Source organism: Brachybacterium sp. GCM10030268 (assembly GCF_042666305.1).
GTDB lineage: Bacteria > Actinomycetota > Actinomycetes > Actinomycetales > Dermabacteraceae > Brachybacterium.
In genome coordinates this window covers 190,439-206,974 of the sequence record NZ_JBHTCW010000003.1, presented here as the reverse complement: position 1 = coordinate 206,974, position 16,536 = coordinate 190,439, and the positions used below count along the sequence as shown (strand labels likewise).

The window sequence follows — 16,536 nt, the reverse complement described above, 5'->3', positions numbered from 1 at the left end:
CCTCGGTTGAATACAACTGGTGCGGGCTCGGTCGCCGGGCGCGCGCGGGCTGTCAGCGCGGCCAGGCTCGGTTCGTGGCAGCGCGATCAGGAGCGGGTCGAGGCGCCGCGGTCAGGCGCTGGCCGAAGCGCCCTGATCAGCGGCCCCCGCGAGCCACTCCGCGAGCGCCGTGGCGACCAGCTCGGTCGCCTCGATCGGCGCGAGATGCCCGACGCCCGGCAGCACGGTCAGCGGCGGCTCTCCCGGCAGCGCCTCCCGCAGCCGGGAGGCCTGCTCGACCGGGATCCACGGGTCCTGCTCGCCCCAGCCGATCGTCACGGGGCAGCGCACCTGGTGGAGCCGTTCCACGAGGGGCTCGGTGTGCTCGGGGCTCAGCGCTGCGATCTGGCGGTAGAACCCGGCCTGCCCCTCCCCCTCGATCCAGGGAGAGACCAGCAGCTCCGACTGCTCCGCGGTCAGCGTGCGGTGCGCGGCCCCGCTGATGTACTCGCGCACCAGGGCGGCGTGGAGCGCGGGCGGCAGGGCGGTGAAGACGTCGGCGTGCTCGGCGACGAGCCGGAAGAACGGCGAGCCCCACGGGTCGAGTGTCACGACGTCCCACAGCGCCAGCGAGGCGAACTGGCTGCCGCCACGCAGGTGGGCGCCGAGGGCGACTGCGCCGCCGATGTCGTGGGCGATCACGTGGGGGCTCTCCAACTGCCAGTGCTCGAGCAGCCGCGCGAACCGCTCACTCTGGGTCACGAGGTCGAGCGGGACGTCGGCCTCCTTGCCGGAGCGGCCGTAACCGGGCATGTCCCACAGGTGCACGCGGAAGGTCACACTCAGGGCCCGGGCCACCGGTGCCCACACCTGGGCCGACCACGGGGTGCCATGGCAGAACAGGACGTCACCGCGGGAGGCGCTGCCATCCGCTCCGAATTCGTAGGTGGCGATCCGGACCCCACCGAGGTCGATGGGGACAGGCTCGGGCAGCGAAGGAGTCGGCGCAGCAGGCGCGGACGGCGATGCGGTCACACGCGAGAACCTACTCGATCCGGCCCTGAACTTCCGGCCCCGGCTTCGTGCATCCGATCCGGTCCGGAAATCGCGACCGAACCTACGCTCGGTCAGACCGTCTGAATACGGGGTCGAGGACTGCGGCAACCTTGGCCATCTGGGCGTCAAGGTAAGGCTCGCTGACGTCCTCGTGGCGTTCCTTGCGTCTCCAGGCAGCCCACTTCACCTGGCCGATGGCCCCGTACCCTGCGATGACAGGTGCAATCGGGCCGAGGGCAATTTTGCGATACCGGGCCACGGCCTGGGCTGATTCCAGAAGCAGGTCCTCATCAACACCGTGCTTCTCGCTCAGCTGGACGATGTCGATGTAGTCGCGCCACCGGGTGCTCGCGGTCCCCCGCTCCAGAATGGTCACGCCTTTTTCGGCCACGGTGGTCTCCGGCGCGTAGCCCAGCATCTCTATGTCGTGACCGAGCACCCGAGGAACCTTAACCGGCCGCGGCAGCGGCACGATCGGGTCGCCCGTGGAGATGTCCCAGACCACGACGAGCATTTGAGGCCCGACACGACAGTTGACCCGCACCCGCCTGCCGGGATACTCGGCGTCGTCGCGAATCTCCTGGATGCTGACCGTGTCCACGTCGAACCAGACACCATCCGCGACATCGACTGCCGCCACGTGACGCACAACGTCCACGATGTGCTCGGGCGTGACAGAGACATTGACCGCTTCAGAGTCCACGTCCTTCGTGGGGCGGCGTACGCCGTAGACGGCAAGCAGAATGCCGCCCTTCAAGATGAAGTTGTCCCGGTGATCCGTGCGGGCGAGCCGCTCAAGGAACGATTCAAGCACGTGACGGGTGAGGTACTCGGCCGTGGGAGTGGGCTTACCGGCCTTGGCGCCGTCCGATCGGGCTCGGTTCTGAAGCTGCCGAAAGACGGCCTCGCCTGTGCTCACGCGAGGATGTCCAGTGCGTGAAGGATCGGCCCCTCGGCCCTGGGGAGCCTGGACGCGATCTCCATGAGATCGGCCGGCCTGCCACCCCTGCGCAGCCATTCGCGAAGGGCGTCTCTGCCGAGCTCGTATCCCAAGTCGCCGCGAAGGCGGAAGGCATCGGCGATGCACCGCTCGGGCGAGTAGATGCCGATGCGTTGGGCCGTTCTCGGGACCGCGATGTCAGCGCGGCCGAGGGTGAATGTGTCCTTGGCGAACAGGTGCCAGTTGATTGCCGCCTCGGTGGCAGGGATGCGGGCTCCGCGCGGGATGGCGACGTCGAGCGCATCAGGAATCGCGTCAGTGAGGTCGTGGAAAGCGAGCGCCGAAGTCAGGCAGATCGTCGCGTCTCGACGACGGGTGGCAGCCTCGATCCAGTCCCAGTCCGCGGCTGGCGCGTCGGCCGGCCGGTAGATGCCCCGAGCAATGCGCTCATACCGCCCCGACTGGGCCGCGCGGTAGAGGTTGCTCCGGGACATGCCCTCACGCCACGCGTGCTTTGGACGCAGCGTCTCTGCCCCCATGGCTCTCACCTCCTGAAACAGACCGTATGCAGATAACCATACCTGTATACGCTTTGTTTCACCATAGCCAAGCCAGGCGCGAGCAACCCAGATACGGGCTCGCCCTCGACCCGACCGCAGCGGCACCATTCAGGCCCTGGCGGTCGCGGGACCCAGCCGGGACCGCTCGTGCGCCGAGAAGTACCACGTCAGCGGCACCTCTTGCGTCGCGGCGGCTGAGCGGGAGTGCGGCGGCTGCGTGAGGGTACGACGGCTGAGCGAGGGCGCAGCGTTCGTGGGGCGCCGCGGCCAGGCGCCAGCCCACCCGCGGCCCGCCCTCAACCCAGTTGCAGCTGCACCGTCGCGAAGGAGTGCGGCGGGAGCTCGACCTCGAGGCCGCGCTCGTGCTCGCGCACCGTCGTCAGCTCCACCGGGGCCACCGCGTCGGGCTGCTCCGGGGTGTTGTGCGCGGCAGAGGACGCTCCGGTGAGCACCCGCGCCGAATGCCCGGTGACCTCGCGGCCGCGCAGGTCCAGCACGAGCGTGCGGCCCTCGGAGGCATCCAGGTTCGACAGCGAGATCAGCGCCGTCTCCCCCGTCGTCGACGCCGAGGCGGAGATCGACGGCAGGGTGCGGCCCTCGATCTCGCGCGGCTCCTCGGGCAGCAGCACGTGGGCGTCCAGCGCCGCGGCGTCCTGGTGACCGGCGTTCATCTCGAACACGTGATACGTCGGCGTGAGCACCAGCGCGCCGGAGTCCGGGTCGGTGAGAACCATCGCCTGCAGCACGTTGACGGTCTGGGCGATGTTGGCCATGACCAGGCGGTCCGCGTGGCGGTGGAAGCCGTCGAAGTGGAGCGAGGCGACCAGGGCGTCCCGCACGGTGTTCTGCTGGTACAGGAAGCCGGGGTTGGTGCCGGGCTCCACGTTCCACCAGGTGCCCCATTCGTCCAGGACGAGGCCCACCTGCTTGTGCGGGTCGTAGTGGTCCATGACGGTGGAGTGGCGGGCGACGAGCTCCTCGGTGCGGGCGGCGCGGGCGAGCGTCAGGTACCACTCGTCCTCGGTGAACTCGGTGGCGCTGCCCTTGTCCTGCCACGGCCCGGACATCGTGTAGTGGTGCAGGGAGATCGCCTGGAAGGGCTTGGGCTTGGTCTCGCGACCCTTGAGGGTGCCGATGGCCTTCATCAGCGCCTCGGTCCAGCCGTAGTCGTCATCGCTGGCACCGGCCGCGATGCGCGTGACCTCGTTGCCCGCGTGATCGCGCACATAGGTCGAGTACTGCCTGGCCAGGGCGGCGTAGTCCTCGGCGCGCATGTTGCCTCCGCAGCCCCAGGCCTCGTTGCCGATCCCGAAGTACGGCACCTTCCACGGTCCCTCACGCCCGTTCTCACGGCGCAGGGAGGCCATCGGGGAGTCGTCCGCGCGGGTGAGGTACTCGATCCACTCGCTCATCTCGGCCACGGTGCCGGAGCCGACGTTGCCGTTGACGTAGGCCTCGGTGCCCAACAGCTCGACGAGGTCCATGAACTCGTGGGTGCCGAAGGAGTTGTCCTCGACCACGTCGCCCCAGTGGGAGTTGACCATGCGAGGGCGCTGCTCGCGAGGGCCGATGCCGTCCTTCCAGTGGTACTCGTCGGCGAAGCAGCCGCCGGGCCAGCGCAGGTTGGGGATCCGCAGGGCGCGCAGGGCGTCGACCACGTCGTGGCGGATGCCGCGGGTGTTGGGGATCTCGGAGTCCTCGCCGACGAAGAAGCCGCCGTAGATGCAGCGGCCGAGGTGCTCGGCGAAGTGGCCGTAGAGATGGCGGGAGATGGTGGCGCCGGGCAGGTCGAGGTCGACGACCACGCGCGCGGGCCCGTCGGTCCGCCTGCTGGAGGGGCCGGTCGATCCGGTGGTACCGGTGCCGGGGCTGGGGGCGCTCAGCGCCGAGGCCAGGCCGGTGGTGACAGTGCGGGCAGGGTTGCTCATCGGAGTTCTCCTTGCTCAGGCGCCGGTGCGGCTCAGGCGGATGATCGACCACGAGATCGCGGGCAGCTCACCGGTCAGGCGGCCGTCGGCGAGCGCGATCGTGTCGTTCTTCTGCGGGGTGACGGTGTCGGGGGCGTCGGCCGTGTTCGCCACGTACGGGTCCTCGTGGTGGAGGGTGAGGGCCTCGACGAGCTCGAGCCCGGCGAAGGCGGTGAGGTCCACGCCCAGGTCGAGCGGCCCCGAGGCGTCGCGATTGACGACGAAGACGGTCAGGTCCCCGGTCTCCTCGTCCCAGGTCGCGACCGCGTCGCCCGAGGTGCTGGTGCCGAAGCGCTGGTTCTCGAACGTCGGCGACTGGAGTCGCACGTCGAGCACCTCGCCCTTGGCGTGGCGCGACGTGAGCGAGAACGGATGGAAGGTGGTCTGCTTCCACACGCGCCCGCCGGGCTCGGTCATGATCGGGGCGATCACATTGACCAGCTGAGCGAGGGACGCGGAAGCGACGCGGTCGCTGTGGCGCAGCAGGGAGATCAGCAGGTTGCCGAACACCACGGCGTCCATCGCGGAGTAGACATCCTCCAGCAGCACGGGGGCGACGGGCCAGTCGTCGCCGCTCGGCGGGCGGGACTCGGCGCGGTGCTGGTACCAGATGTTCCACTCGTCGAAGCTGACCATGATGCGCTTGTCGCGCTTCAGCTTCGCGCGCACATGGTCGGCGGTGGCGACGACGGAGTCGATGAAGTAGTCCATGTCGTCGGCCGAGGCGAGGAAGGAGGCCTGGTCGCCGTCCTTCTCCGAGTAGTACGCGTGGGCGGAGATCATGTCCACGAAGTCGTAGGCCTCGGTCAGCACGGTGTTCTCCCACGCCCCGAAGGTGGGCATCTGCGAGTTCGAGGAGCCGCAGGCGATCAGCTCGAGGTCCGGGTCCTCCTGACGCATGGCACGGGCTGCCTCGGTGGCCACCCGGGCATACTCCTCGGCGGTCTTGTGGCCCGTCTGCCAGGGGCCGTCCATCTCGTTGCCCAGGCACCACATGCGGATGCCGTGCGACTGGGGCGACCCGTTGGCGGCGCGCTGATCGGAGAGCTCGATGCCCTGCGGGGCGTTGGCGTACTGCAGCACGTCCAGGGCCTCCTCGACCCCGCGGGTGCCGAGGTTCACGGCGTACATCGGTTCGACCTCGGCCTTCTTCGCCCAGGCCATGAACTCGTCCAGGCCGACGGTGTTGGGCTCGGTGGAGTGCCAGGCGAGGTCGTGGCGGGCGGGTCGCTGCTCGAGGGGCCCGACGCCGTCCTCCCACTTGTAGCCGGAGACGAAGTTGCCGCCGGGGTAGCGCACCGAGCTGACGCCGAGCTCACGGGTGAGCTCGAGGACGTCGGTGCGGAAGCCGTCCTCGTCGGCCGAGGGATGATCGGGCTCGTGGATGCCGGTGTAGACGCAACGGCCCAGGTGCTCGACGAACGCACCGAAGGTGCGGCGGCGCACGGGCGCGACGCGGAAGGCGGGGTTGACGGTGAGGGTCAGCGCAGGAGACATCGGTGTCAGGATCCTTCTGGGGAGTGGGCGCCGGTTCGCGCGACAGTGCGACGGGACACGATGCGATGACCAGGTGCGACAATCAGGTTTACATCGTTGCAAACACCTTTTCACAGCAAGAGGACCGCGTCAACGGGGTCTCACGGGCGCGTCGGGCTGATCGCCCGACCCCACCGCTGCGCGCCCTGCAGCCGCCGCGGCCCGGTTCGGTGCGAGAATCATAGGTATGCCCACGCACTCCTCGACCGGCCGCCAGCGCCCTCCGTCGCTGCGCGATGTCGCCGAGCTCGCGGGGGTCTCGATCAAGACCGTCTCGAACGTGGTCAACGACTACCCGCATGTGCGCGAGTCGACCCGGGAGAGCGTCCGCGAGGCGATCCTGCAGGTGGGTTACCGCCCCCAGGTCGCGGCGCAGCAGCTGCGCACCGGGGCCAGCCGGATGATCACCCTCGCGGTGCCGTCACTGAATCTCTCCTACTTCTCGAATCTCGCCCAGGAGTTCATCGACGAGGCCCAGCGACGCGGTCAGACCATCGTGCTGCACTCGACCTCGGGCGGCCGCGACGCAGAGCGCACCGTGCTGGAGGGCTTCAAACGGGTCTTCGGCGACGGCGTGATCTTCAGTCCTCTCGAACTCGAGGAGGAGCTGTTCGCGCGCATGGAGCGCACCAGCCAGCCCACCGCGTTCATCGGCGAGCACCTGCCCGAGACCCTCCCCCAGGGCAGCGACTACGTGCGTATCGACAACGTCTCCGCGTCCTTCGATGCGACGTCGCATCTGCTCGAGACCGGCCGGCGCCGCCTGGCCTTCCTCGGCGTGATCGACACCGAGCACGGGCAGCAGCCCCATAGTTCCGGCTCCCTGCGCCGGGACGGCTTCCTCTCCGCGATCGGCGAGTTCGGCCTCTCCCCCGACGAGGCGGTCGTGCGGACGCTCCCGAACTGGCGGCGCATCGACGGCTTCGACGGAGCCCAGACGCTGCTGGAGGAGCACCCCGACATCGACGGCATCGTCTGCGGCAACGACGACCTCGCGATCGGCGCGCTGGCGAAGCTGCGACGCCTGGGCCGACGGGTGCCCGAGGAGATCGCCGTGATCGGATACGACGACACGCCCGACGCGCCGTTCACCGCCCCGTCCCTCAGCAGTGTCTCCCCGGACAAGTCTCGATTGGCGGCCACGGTGCTGGACCTGCTGGCCGAGCGCATCCAGGGCTACGACGGCCCGCCCCGCGTGGTGGACACCCCGTACACCGTGGTCACGCGGGAGTCGACCATGGAGAGCACCGGCATCTCCGCGCCATCGTCATCAGCACGTACTCCCGCATCCCTATCCGCCCCAGATATCGAGGAGCACCCCCGGTGACCATCCCGACCCCGTACGAGGACCTGCTGCGCGAGGTCCTGGAGACCGGCAGCCCCAAGGGCGACCGCACCGGCACCGGGACCCGCAGCCTGTTCGGCCGCCAGCTCCGCTACGACCTCTCGGCGGGTTTCCCGCTGATCACCACCAAGCGCGTCCACTTCCGCTCGCTCGCGCTCGAGCTGCTGTGGTTCCTGCGCGGGGACACCAATGTGCGCTGGCTGCAGGAGCGCGGGGTGAGCATCTGGGACGAGTGGGCCGACGAGAACGGCGAGCTGGGCCCGGTCTACGGCGCGCAGTGGCGCTCCTGGCCCACCCCCGAGGGCGGCGTGATCGACCAGATCAGTGACGTCGTCCAGCAGATCCGCACCAACCCGGAGTCGCGGCGACTGATCGTGACCGCCTGGAATCCGGCCGACATCCCGGCGATGGCGCTGGCGCCCTGCCATGCCCTGTTCCAGTTCGAGGTCCACGACGGCAGGCTCTCCTGTCAGCTCTACCAGCGCAGCGCCGACATGTTCCTCGGGGTCCCCTTCAACATCGCCAGCTACGCGCTGCTGACGCACATGGTCGCCCAGCAGACCGATCTCGAGGTCGGTGACTTCGTGTGGACCGGCGGGGACTGCCACATCTACGACAACCACATCGAGCAGGTCACCAAGCAGCTCGCCCGCGAGCCCTACCCCTACCCGAGCCTGCGGATCACCCGCCGCCCGGACTCGATCCTCGACTACGTCCTCGAGGACTTCGAGGTGGCGGGCTACGAGCACCACCCGGGCATCAAAGCGCCGGTCGCGGTCTGATGGGACCGCGCATTGGGATGATCTGGGCGCAGGCGCGCAGCGGCGTGATCGGTGCGGACGGCACGATGCCGTGGCATCTGCCCGAGGACCTCACCCACTTCAAGCGCACCACCCAGGGCTGCCCCGTGGTTATGGGCCGGCGGACCTGGCAGTCCTTCCCGCCCCGATTCCGCCCCCTGCCGGGCCGTACCAACATCGTCATCACCCGCGACGACGACTTCGCCGAGGACGGTGCGGTTCGCGCGCGGGACCTGCCGGAAGGGCTGCGCCTCGCGGAGGAGTCGCTGGCCGCGCAGGACGGGACGATCTGGGTGATCGGCGGCGGCGGGGTCTACCGGGAGGCGATGGACGACGCGGATCTGCTCTCCGTCACCGAGATCGACCTCGACGTCGACGGGGACACCACCGCCCCCGAGGTCCCCAGCGCCTTCCGGCAGACGTCGGCCGATCCGGAGTCCGGGTGGCACGAAGCGGCCAACGGCCTGCGCTACCGCATCCTCACCTACGAACGCTGAGGCGGGCGGGGTCCGTGCCGACGCGGAGCTCGCGCAGATGCATGAAGCGCCCGGTGAGCTCGGCATCCCACGCGTGGAACGCGATCACATCCTGGCTGTCAGGCCCGACGGTGCACGAGTTGTGACCCGGACCGATGAACTCCTCGTCGGTCGCCAGCAGCACGTCCTCCCCCGCCTCCGGCAGTGTCCAGGGACCCACCGGCGTGGAGGCGTGCGCCCACGCGGTGCGGTACCCGGGGCCCTGCCAGGAGCCGCCCGAGTAGGTCAGCAGCAGCATGCCGTCGCGCACCACGACGTGCGGGCCCTCGAGCGTGTGCCAGGTGTACGTGGAGCCGTACATCTCCCGGTCCCGCTCGAAGATCTGCCAATCTGCGTACGGCTCCAGCACCGGGACCGTCTCCCCCAGCGTGGTCGGCGTCGGCAGCGGCGCGGCCGCCAGGTGAGTCCCCGGCCGTTCATGCTCGAGGACGTCGCGGGCGAAGAAGAGCCACCACGACCCGTCCGGCAGTCGGCACGGCGAGGCGTCGATCGCGAACAGCTCGTCGGGCGTGAGCACGAGCCCCTGATCGCGGAACGGGCCCCGCGAGTGCTCGGCCCGGGCGACTCGCACCCGGTGGCCGCGGTCGTCGTGGCCCACCGAGTAGTACATCCACCAGGCGCCGTCCCGGTGGCAGACCTCCGGCGCCCAGTACGAATCGCCCGCCTCGGATGGCAGGGCCTCGAGCACGTTGCCGATCCCCTCCCACTGCTGGAGGTCCGACGAAAAGGCGGCGGGAACGGCCAGACCGTCCCGCACCGGACCGGTCCCGTAGGCGATCCACCCGTCGGGCGTGCGGACGACGGCAGGGTCGGCCAGCGGCACCTCCCACGCCGGTTCAGCGGTCATCACTCATCCCTTCAATCCGGTCGCGGCGATGCCCGCGACCAGGTAGCGCTGGAGCACGAAGAACACCAGCAGCACCGGGAGCAGGCTGACGGTGGCCGCCATGAACAGGCCTCCGTAGTCGAAGGTCTGCGCGGTCAGGAACGAGGATAGGTAGATCTGCACCGTCATCGCGTTCTGCCCGTCGCCCGCGACCACCAGCGGCCACAGGAACGCGTTCCACGAGCCGATCAACCCCAGCACCGTCAGGGCCGAGGCGAACGGCAGCGTGTTGGGGAAGACGATCCGGAAGAACGTGCGGAAGAACCCTGCCCCGTCGATGTACGCGGCTTCCTCGATCTCCCGGGGGAAGTTCACGTAGAACTGCCGGAACAGGAACACGTTGAACGCGCTGAACAGGCCGGGAACGATCAGCCCCTGCAGGGTGCCGATCCAGCCCAGGGAGGCGACGATGATGAAGTTCGGCACGAACGCCGTCGGGGCCGGCACCAGGAGCACCGTGATGACCAGGATGAACATCGGCTTGGCCGCGCGGTTGGGGATTCGCACCAGCGCGTAGCCGGCGAGCGAGGCGATGAGGATCGACAGCGAGGTCGAGAGCACCGCCATGATCGCCGAGTTCATCAGGGCATCGAGATATCGCGGATCCGCGAACAGTTCCGGGATGCGCTGCCACTGCGGGTCGCTGGGCCAGAACACGAACTCGCGCGAGTAGATCTCGTCGTTCGTGGACAGCGCCGTCTTGATCATCGCGTAGAACGGCACGAGGAACACCGCCGCCAGCGCGGACGCCACCACGTACCGAAGCGTCAGGCCGATGCTGCCTCGTCGTTGGCCGACGATGTTGAGCTGGGCGGTCATCGCCCCTCCTTCCCGACGGCCGGCGCTGCGCCCCGGCGGCGGAGGCCCCGCAGGAACCGGAAGCGGCCCGTGCGGGCCCCGTCGTCGTTGGATCCGAAGCCCACCAGCCAGGTCTGCAGCAGCCCGGCCATCACCATGATCGCCGTCAGCACCAGGGCGCCGGCCGAGCCGGTGCCGAAGTCCTGCTGCGGGCCGAGAGCGATGTTGTAGAGATAGACCAGCGGAGGCCTGGTCTCGGGATTGTTGCCGGTGAGGTTGTAGAACTCGTCGAACGCCTGGAAGGCGGCGATCAGCAGGAGCAGCAGCACCGCGGCGGAGGTGGTCCGCAGCTGCGGCAGCGTGATCAGGCGGAACATTCGGAACCCGCCCGGGCTGAGCCCGTCGACCGCGGCCGCCTCGTACAGCTGGGTCGGGATCGCCTGCAGTCCGGCGAGGAACAGCAGCATGTAGAAGCCGACCTGCAGCCACAGCCGCACCGAGACCAGCACGATCCACCAGTACGGCGAGGCCGAGAGCCAGCTCGAGACCGCATCCAGGCCCACGACGCCCAGCAGCTGGTTCACGATGCCCGATTCCAGCCCGTTGAACAGCGAGAGCCTCCAGACCACGCACGCGACGACGTAGCTGCACGCGGTGGGCAGGAAGAACACCGAGCGGAAGAACGTCTGGAACCGGGGCAGCCCGTTGATCAGCACGGCGAGGCCGAGGGAGGCGGCCATGGTCACCGGCACGATAAACAGGGCGAACACGATGAACGTGCGCAGCGACTGCAGGAACGCGGTGTCGACGAGGAAGCCCGTGAAGTTCTCGAGCCCGACGAAGCGGGTGGGCAGCACCGTCCCGCGCGCCTCGAACAGGCTCAGCGTGCCGCCCCAGATCAGGGGGAGGATCGTGAAGACCGCCAGCCCGGCCAGGAACGGCGTGAAGAACAGCCAGAAGGCGAGGTTGTTGCCCTTGATCCTCGTCGGCCCGGTGCGAACAGGGCCGGCGCCGTCGGGCCCGTGGCGGCTCCGACCGCCGCGGTCGACAGCGGCCGACGGACGGGTCCGTGGCTCTCCGGCCGAGGAGCCGGCGGAGTGCGCGGACGAGGCTCCCGACGGAGTGGTGGCCTGCGTGCTCACGAGTCCAGGACCCGGTTGCTGGCCTCCTCCGCTGCGGCGAGCTCCTCGGCGGGATCGGCGCCGTTCTTGAGGATGTTGCTGATCGCGTCGGCCTGCGGGGTGCTGACCTCACCTGTCCACTCGGGGGTGCCGGTCACACCCATGTCCTTGGCCATGGTCGCGATCTCGAGGCCGTTGCCGTCCTTGAGGGCGTCTGCGGCATCGGCCACCGACGTGATCGAGGGGATGTGGAAGCCATAGCTGAGCGCCCAGTCGGTCTGGAACTCCGCCTGCTCGATCCACAGCCACTTCACGAACTCCTTGGCCTCCTCGGCCTTCTCGCTGTTGCCGGCGACCTGCTCGTTCCAGGTGCCGATGAACGCGACCTGGCGCCCACCGGCGCCGACGGCCGGGTGGGGGAAGACGCCGACGTCGTCCAGCGACTCCTCGAGGGCCGGCAGCGCCCAGCAGCCGCCCCACGCGATCGCGGCCAGGCCCGAGGCGAAGGCCGATGGATCGGCCCAGTCCGAGGGCGCACCGGTCAGCAGGACGTCGTCGGCGATCATCTGCTGGATCGCGGCGAGCCCCTCGGCGTACTCGGGCGTGTTGTACGCGACGGCGTCGCGGGCCTCGTTCATGGGGCTCCCACCGGCGGCCCAGATCATCGGGTAGGTGCACGCGTCGAAGTTATTGCCGAGGAACAGCCCCTTCTGGTCGGGCGTGGTCAGTTCGGTGGCGGCTGCGACGAGGTCGTCGAAAGTCTCCGGCGGAGCGATGCCGGCGGCCTCGAACATGCTCTTGCGGTAGTAGAAGTGCTGGGGGTCCAGCAGCATCGGGACGCCCCAGATCTGGTCACCGATGGTGACCGGGCCCAGGGAGGCCTCGTTGAACTGGTCCTTGACCGGGTCGACGATGTCGGTGAGCTCGACGTAGCGGCCCTGCTCGGCCTGGTCGACGGCGATCGCGTTGTTCTCGAACACATCCACCCCGCCGCCGGAGAGCAGCGCTGTCGACAGCCGGGAGGCGTAGTCACCGGAGACCCAGTTGACCTCCACGGTGCCCGCCTCGTACGCCTCGGCGTACTTGGTCGCGGCGTCCTGCGTGCCGTCCTCCCCGTACTGGTGGTACCACTGCGAGAGGGTCTCTCCACCACCTCCCCCGCCACCCGTCAGCCCGCCGGTGTTGCCGCCGCACGCGGTCAGGCCGGCTCCGGCCAGGGCCACCCCGCCGAGGCCCAGAGCGTGACGTCGTGAGAATCCATATCTGCCGGTCATTGCCATCTCCTTCGATGCGCCAGATGCCCCGCGTCGTCGCGGGCTGGCAGGAGTCTAACGTGAGAATCGGTGCGCCATGTCACATCTAGGACACGATCACTCGGGCGCAGCGACCCGCGACTGCCGGGCTCTCCTCGACGTCAAGACGACATATGCGGCTCCTCCTCGGCACGACATGCGCAACACGACGAACCGGTTCCACCGATATGTCTCAGGAGCGAGACGTATCGGTGGAACCGGTGGGCGTGCCGACCGTGCGAGACGCTCTCCTTCAGGTTCCGGCGATGCCGGTGGTCGCGATCCCGCGGATGATCTGACGCTGGAAGAACATGAACACCACGATCAGCGGCAGGGCCGCGAGCATCGCCTGGGCCATGCTCTGGGCGTACTGGACTCCATAGGCGCTGACGACGGTCTGCAGGCCCGTCGGGAGAGTCATCAGGTTCGAGTCGTTGATGACGATGAACGGCCACAGGAAGTTGTTCCAGGCGCCGATGAACACGAATATCGCGACTGCACCGAGGATCGGGCGCGACAACGGCAGCACGATGCTCCAGAAGATCCGCAGCCGGCTCGCGCCATCCATCAGCGCCGCCTCCTCGAGCTCGAACGGTATCTGGTCGAAGAACTTCTTGAGGATGAACACCATTGGGGCCGCGACGACCTGCGGCAGGATGATCCCCCAGTAGGTATCGACCAGATCCAGCGTCAGCATCAGCTGGAACAGCGGCACGATGAGGATCTGTGCCGGGATCATGATCGAGGCGACGATCAGCGCGATGATCATCTGGCGTCCCGCGAATTTCAGCCGCGAGAGCGCATAGCCGGCCAGTGCCGAGATCGTCACGGTGATCAGCGTGACGAGGGTCGAGGTCAGCAGGCTGTTCCAGGCCCACCGGGGTACGAGGCCCTCGGTCAGCACATTCACGTACGCCGCCAGCGTGAAGCCCTGCTCCGGAATGATCGTGACTGGCATCGCGGCGGCCTCGGCCTCCGTCTTGAACGATGTCAGTGCCGCCCACAGCACCGGCACGAGCCAGGACAGCGCAAGCACAGCCAGGATGACGAACGCGATGATGCGGGTGGGCGTGGGCGCGCGACGCCGCTTCGGCACGGCCGCGACGGCACCGGCATTCCGAGCCATGGTGGTCGGGATCCGGGCAGGGCTGGTGGGGGCAGCGGCGCTCATGCCTTCACGCTCCGGCGGGACGAGATCACCATGTAGGCGACCGAGACGATGATGATCATGAAGAAGAAGATGTATGAGATGGCCGAGGCATACCCGAGGCGGTAGCCGGTGAAGCCGGCCTCGTAGATGTAGACGAGAATCGGGCGGGTCGCGCCGCCCGGGCCGCCGCCGGTCATCTGATAGATCTGATCGAAGACCTTCAGCGATGCCAGCAGCTGCAGTACCAGCACCAGCACCGTCGTGGGGGCGAGTTGCGGCAGGGTGATCGAAAGGAACTTGCGAAGCCCTCCGGCCCCATCCAGCGATGCCGCCTCGTAGAGGTGGTCAGGGATGTTCTGCAGCGCAGCGAGGTAGAGCAGGAAGTTGAAACCGATCGTCCACCATACGGTGGTCACGACCACCGCGATCATCGCGGTGCCCGGATCCTGCAACCAGGCCGGTCCCGTCACCCCGAACCAGCCCAGGAACGTATTGATCAGGCCCAGTTGCGGGTTGTACATCCATGCCCAGAATTGGGAGACCACGGTCGAGGCCAGCAGGAACGGCAGGAAGAAGGACAGGCGCCAGAACCACTGCCCCGGGAGCCCCAGGTTCACCAGGACGGCCATCAGCATCGCTACGACGACCAGCGGGATCGTCGAGAGCACAGTGAACCAGACCGTGTTGCCCAGCGAGCGCCACACGATCGGGTCGCCGAGGGCCTCCACCCAGTTGTCCAGCCCCACGAATTCGGTGTTGGTCCCGGCCAGGCTCGCACTGGTGAAGCTCATCCACAGCCCGTAGACCGTCGGCCAGATGAGGAACAGCACGAAGGCCGCAAGGAAGGGACTGCAGTACAGCCACCCGCGTAGGTTCTCGGAGCGGCGCCGGCGTTTCCGGCCGGCTGACAGGTGCTCGGCAGCACCGGGGGCGACAGGTGGCGCGCTTCCGCCCGGAGGGGCGGCCAGGCCGTCGGTCGTCATCATCGATCGTCTCCTTCGACGGGCGAACTGAGCGGTACAGGAAGGACGCGGTGCCGGGCTCTCACACCGGGGCAGGCTTCTGCAGCAGTGCGTTGATGCGGGCGACGAAGGCGTTCCAGCCGTCAAGGGGGTCCGTGCGCCGTGCCCAGACGTTCTGCATGTCGTTGCCGAAGTAGTTGTGGAAGTCGCTGCCGGCGCCGGTGAACCACGCGGGCGGGTCGTAGACGAGGTGATCGATGGCGTCGGCGTAGTGGGCCTGCGGTGTCAGTTCCGCGTACTCCGGCGACTCGACCACCGGCGTATAGGCCGGGATGTGCCCCGCGCCCGCCCAGTTCAACGAGTTCTGCAGGACATAGGCGACCATTCGATGGACATTGCGGCGCCGCTCCTCGTCGGGGGTCGACTGGTGGGGCAGCACGAACGTATGGGAATCCGCGAAGGCGGCAGGATCGCCGAATACGCCAGGAATCACGGTCATGTCGAACGGAAGCCCCTCAAGCCCGCCGATCTCCCAGACGCCGCCGAAGAGACCGCCTGAACTGCCCGTCGCGAATTCGGAGACAGCCGTGCCGCCGTCATGACTGGGGTTGCCCACCTCGCCGTCGATCAGCGAGAGGATCCATTCGATCGCCTCGACGACGATCTCCTCCTGATACTGCATCTTGCCGCCGACCGGCAGGTCTATGGTGCCGCCCATCTGCGCGTAGTACGTCGAGAACATCCGCCACTGGTTCGAGGCGTCTGCGAGATACCCCCAGGACAGGCCGTACCCGCTGGGCGCCTTGGCCCCGAGCTCCAGAGCCATCGCCCGGAAGTCCTCCGGAGTATCTGTAGGCATCAGCAGACCGTCGCTGTCGAGCACACCGGCGGACTCGGCGATCTCGGTGTTGTAGTAGAGGACGAAGGGGTGAGAGTCCAGAGCGATCGCCGTGAGCTTGTCCTCGAAGAACATCTTCTCCCAGATCAACTCGGGGAAGTCCTGCTTCCGGACGCCGAACTCGGCGAGCAGGTCGATGTCCCACTCGTCCAGCAGACCCCCTGGCGCGTACCCGGGAACACGGGAGGCATGCATGACGGCGACATCGGGCGCGCGGCCTCCGGCTGAGGCCATGGCCAGCTTCGTGTAGTACGGAGCTCCCCACGCAAGCACTGTCTGGCTCACCGTGGCGGCACCGTCGGAGGCCATGTACTCATCCACGAGTTCGCCCATGGTCTCGCCGTCGGACCCCGTCATGAGATGCCAGAAGGCGATGTCGTCCGAGGCACGAGCGTTCGCCCCGGCGCACCCGGACAGTGCTCCGAGGCTGCCGAGCGCGCCCAGTGCCCCGGCACCCTGCAGAAGAGTGCGTCGACGTACGGGCGTTCCTCCGCGAGACGTTCCGAGCATGATCCTGTCCACCTCTTCGTGGTCGAGTGCGGGTCGGACGGTTCCCAGCGGGGCCGCCCGGTAGTCCGTGAGCCTCCCGGCCCTGGGAGACCCGCGTGCGCCATGCTGAACTTACAGCGCTGTAAAGCGGCCGTCAACATCACGCGGGCCACCTGCACTCAGGCGCACGAGAAACCGGCTCCCCCGATCCGCGCCGAGCG

Annotated in this window: 15 protein-coding genes; 3 read left to right on the top strand and 12 right to left on the bottom strand. The window is 68.4% G+C overall.

Annotation, left to right across the window (positions count from 1 at the left end):
* Positions 1-111: 111 nt before the first annotated feature.
* The 5 genes from ACFQRD_RS06770 to ACFQRD_RS06750 all read right to left on the bottom strand — a co-directional run bounded on the left by ACFQRD_RS06770 (position 112) and on the right by ACFQRD_RS06750 (position 5,999).
* A complete protein-coding gene (locus tag ACFQRD_RS06770) occupies positions 112-1,014 on the bottom strand; it encodes an alpha/beta fold hydrolase (protein WP_377803612.1) in 903 nt (300 codons plus the stop codon).
* Between the two features lie 82 nt (positions 1,015-1,096).
* Entirely contained in the window at positions 1,097-1,954 is an 858-nt protein-coding gene (locus ACFQRD_RS06765; RefSeq protein WP_377803611.1) for a nucleotidyl transferase AbiEii/AbiGii toxin family protein, read from the bottom strand.
* The gene (locus ACFQRD_RS06760; RefSeq protein WP_377803610.1) at positions 1,951-2,514 is read right to left on the bottom strand and encodes a type IV toxin-antitoxin system AbiEi family antitoxin domain-containing protein; all 564 of its coding nucleotides are present in this window, start codon (positions 2,512-2,514) and stop codon (positions 1,951-1,953) included. The genes ACFQRD_RS06765 and ACFQRD_RS06760 overlap by 4 nt, the downstream gene beginning before the upstream one ends.
* Positions 2,515-2,831: 317 nt before the next feature.
* Positions 2,832-4,463 carry an alpha-N-arabinofuranosidase gene (locus ACFQRD_RS06755; protein ID WP_377803609.1) on the bottom strand — a complete coding sequence of 544 codons (1,632 nt, stop codon included), beginning with the start codon at positions 4,461-4,463 and terminating at the stop codon, positions 2,832-2,834.
* A 15-nt stretch (positions 4,464-4,478) separates the two neighbouring features.
* Positions 4,479-5,999 (bottom strand): alpha-N-arabinofuranosidase, encoded by a 1,521-nt coding sequence (locus ACFQRD_RS06750; protein WP_377803608.1) that lies wholly within the window; start codon positions 5,997-5,999, stop codon positions 4,479-4,481.
* Between the two features lie 226 nt (positions 6,000-6,225).
* On the opposite strand from ACFQRD_RS06750, the gene ACFQRD_RS06745 reads away from it, so the two are divergent.
* Genes ACFQRD_RS06745 through ACFQRD_RS06735 form a run of 3 tightly spaced genes read left to right on the top strand, consistent with a single transcriptional unit; the run spans position 6,226 to position 8,680 of the window.
* Positions 6,226-7,365 carry a LacI family DNA-binding transcriptional regulator gene (locus ACFQRD_RS06745; RefSeq protein WP_377803607.1) on the top strand — a complete coding sequence of 380 codons (1,140 nt, stop codon included), beginning with the start codon at positions 6,226-6,228 and terminating at the stop codon, positions 7,363-7,365.
* Positions 7,362-8,165: a thymidylate synthase gene (locus ACFQRD_RS06740; protein ID WP_377793666.1), complete on the top strand. Its 804-nt coding sequence runs from the start codon at positions 7,362-7,364 to the stop codon at positions 8,163-8,165. Before ACFQRD_RS06745 ends, ACFQRD_RS06740 begins: the two co-directional genes overlap by 4 nt.
* A complete protein-coding gene (locus tag ACFQRD_RS06735; protein ID WP_377803606.1) occupies positions 8,165-8,680 on the top strand; it encodes a dihydrofolate reductase in 516 nt (171 codons plus the stop codon). Before ACFQRD_RS06740 ends, ACFQRD_RS06735 begins: the two co-directional genes overlap by 1 nt.
* Here the strand turns inward: ACFQRD_RS06735 and ACFQRD_RS06730 are convergent.
* The 7 genes from ACFQRD_RS06730 to ACFQRD_RS06700 form a co-directional block, all read right to left on the bottom strand.
* A complete protein-coding gene (locus tag ACFQRD_RS06730; RefSeq protein ID WP_377803605.1) occupies positions 8,664-9,566 on the bottom strand; it encodes a glycoside hydrolase family 43 protein in 903 nt (300 codons plus the stop codon). The two genes, ACFQRD_RS06735 and ACFQRD_RS06730, sit on opposite strands and share 17 nt — an antisense overlap.
* A 3-nt stretch (positions 9,567-9,569) precedes the next feature.
* Positions 9,570-10,424, bottom strand: coding sequence for a carbohydrate ABC transporter permease (locus tag ACFQRD_RS06725; protein ID WP_377793662.1), 855 nt, complete (start codon positions 10,422-10,424; stop codon positions 9,570-9,572).
* Entirely contained in the window at positions 10,421-11,545 is a 1,125-nt protein-coding gene (locus ACFQRD_RS06720) for a carbohydrate ABC transporter permease (protein WP_377793661.1), read from the bottom strand. The genes ACFQRD_RS06725 and ACFQRD_RS06720 overlap by 4 nt, the downstream gene beginning before the upstream one ends.
* On the bottom strand, positions 11,542-12,798 hold the full coding sequence (locus ACFQRD_RS06715; RefSeq protein WP_377793660.1) for an ABC transporter substrate-binding protein: 1,257 nt from the start codon (positions 12,796-12,798) through the stop codon (positions 11,542-11,544). The genes ACFQRD_RS06720 and ACFQRD_RS06715 overlap by 4 nt, the downstream gene beginning before the upstream one ends.
* Before the next feature lie 271 nt (positions 12,799-13,069).
* Positions 13,070-13,987 carry a carbohydrate ABC transporter permease gene (locus tag ACFQRD_RS06710; protein ID WP_377793658.1) on the bottom strand — a complete coding sequence of 306 codons (918 nt, stop codon included), beginning with the start codon at positions 13,985-13,987 and terminating at the stop codon, positions 13,070-13,072.
* Positions 13,984-14,952 (bottom strand): carbohydrate ABC transporter permease, encoded by a 969-nt coding sequence (locus ACFQRD_RS06705; protein ID WP_377793657.1) that lies wholly within the window; start codon positions 14,950-14,952, stop codon positions 13,984-13,986. Before ACFQRD_RS06705 ends, ACFQRD_RS06710 begins: the two co-directional genes overlap by 4 nt.
* A gap of 58 nt (positions 14,953-15,010) precedes the next feature.
* Positions 15,011-16,336 (bottom strand): extracellular solute-binding protein, encoded by a 1,326-nt coding sequence (locus ACFQRD_RS06700; protein ID WP_377793655.1) that lies wholly within the window; start codon positions 16,334-16,336, stop codon positions 15,011-15,013.
* Positions 16,337-16,536 lie beyond the last annotated feature (200 nt).

Excerpts from the sequence above, each read along its gene's own strand:
- ACFQRD_RS06760 (WP_377803610.1), bottom strand. The coding sequence starts at position 2,514 with ATGGGGGCAGAGACGCTGCGTCCAAAGCACGCGTGGCGTGAGGGCATG.
- ACFQRD_RS06755 (WP_377803609.1), bottom strand. The coding sequence starts at position 4,463 with ATGAGCAACCCTGCCCGCACTGTCACCACCGGCCTGGCCTCGGCGCTG.
- ACFQRD_RS06750 (WP_377803608.1), bottom strand. The coding sequence starts at position 5,999 with ATGTCTCCTGCGCTGACCCTCACCGTCAACCCCGCCTTCCGCGTCGCG.
- ACFQRD_RS06745 (WP_377803607.1), top strand. The coding sequence starts at position 6,226 with ATGCCCACGCACTCCTCGACCGGCCGCCAGCGCCCTCCGTCGCTGCGC.
- ACFQRD_RS06735 (WP_377803606.1), top strand. The coding sequence starts at position 8,165 with ATGGGACCGCGCATTGGGATGATCTGGGCGCAGGCGCGCAGCGGCGTG.
- ACFQRD_RS06730 (WP_377803605.1), bottom strand. The coding sequence starts at position 9,566 with ATGACCGCTGAACCGGCGTGGGAGGTGCCGCTGGCCGACCCTGCCGTC.
- ACFQRD_RS06725 (WP_377793662.1), bottom strand. The coding sequence starts at position 10,424 with ATGACCGCCCAGCTCAACATCGTCGGCCAACGACGAGGCAGCATCGGC.
- ACFQRD_RS06715 (WP_377793660.1), bottom strand. The coding sequence starts at position 12,798 with ATGACCGGCAGATATGGATTCTCACGACGTCACGCTCTGGGCCTCGGC.
- ACFQRD_RS06710 (WP_377793658.1), bottom strand. The coding sequence starts at position 13,987 with ATGAGCGCCGCTGCCCCCACCAGCCCTGCCCGGATCCCGACCACCATG.
- ACFQRD_RS06705 (WP_377793657.1), bottom strand. The coding sequence starts at position 14,952 with ATGATGACGACCGACGGCCTGGCCGCCCCTCCGGGCGGAAGCGCGCCA.
- ACFQRD_RS06700 (WP_377793655.1), bottom strand. The coding sequence starts at position 16,336 with ATGCTCGGAACGTCTCGCGGAGGAACGCCCGTACGTCGACGCACTCTT.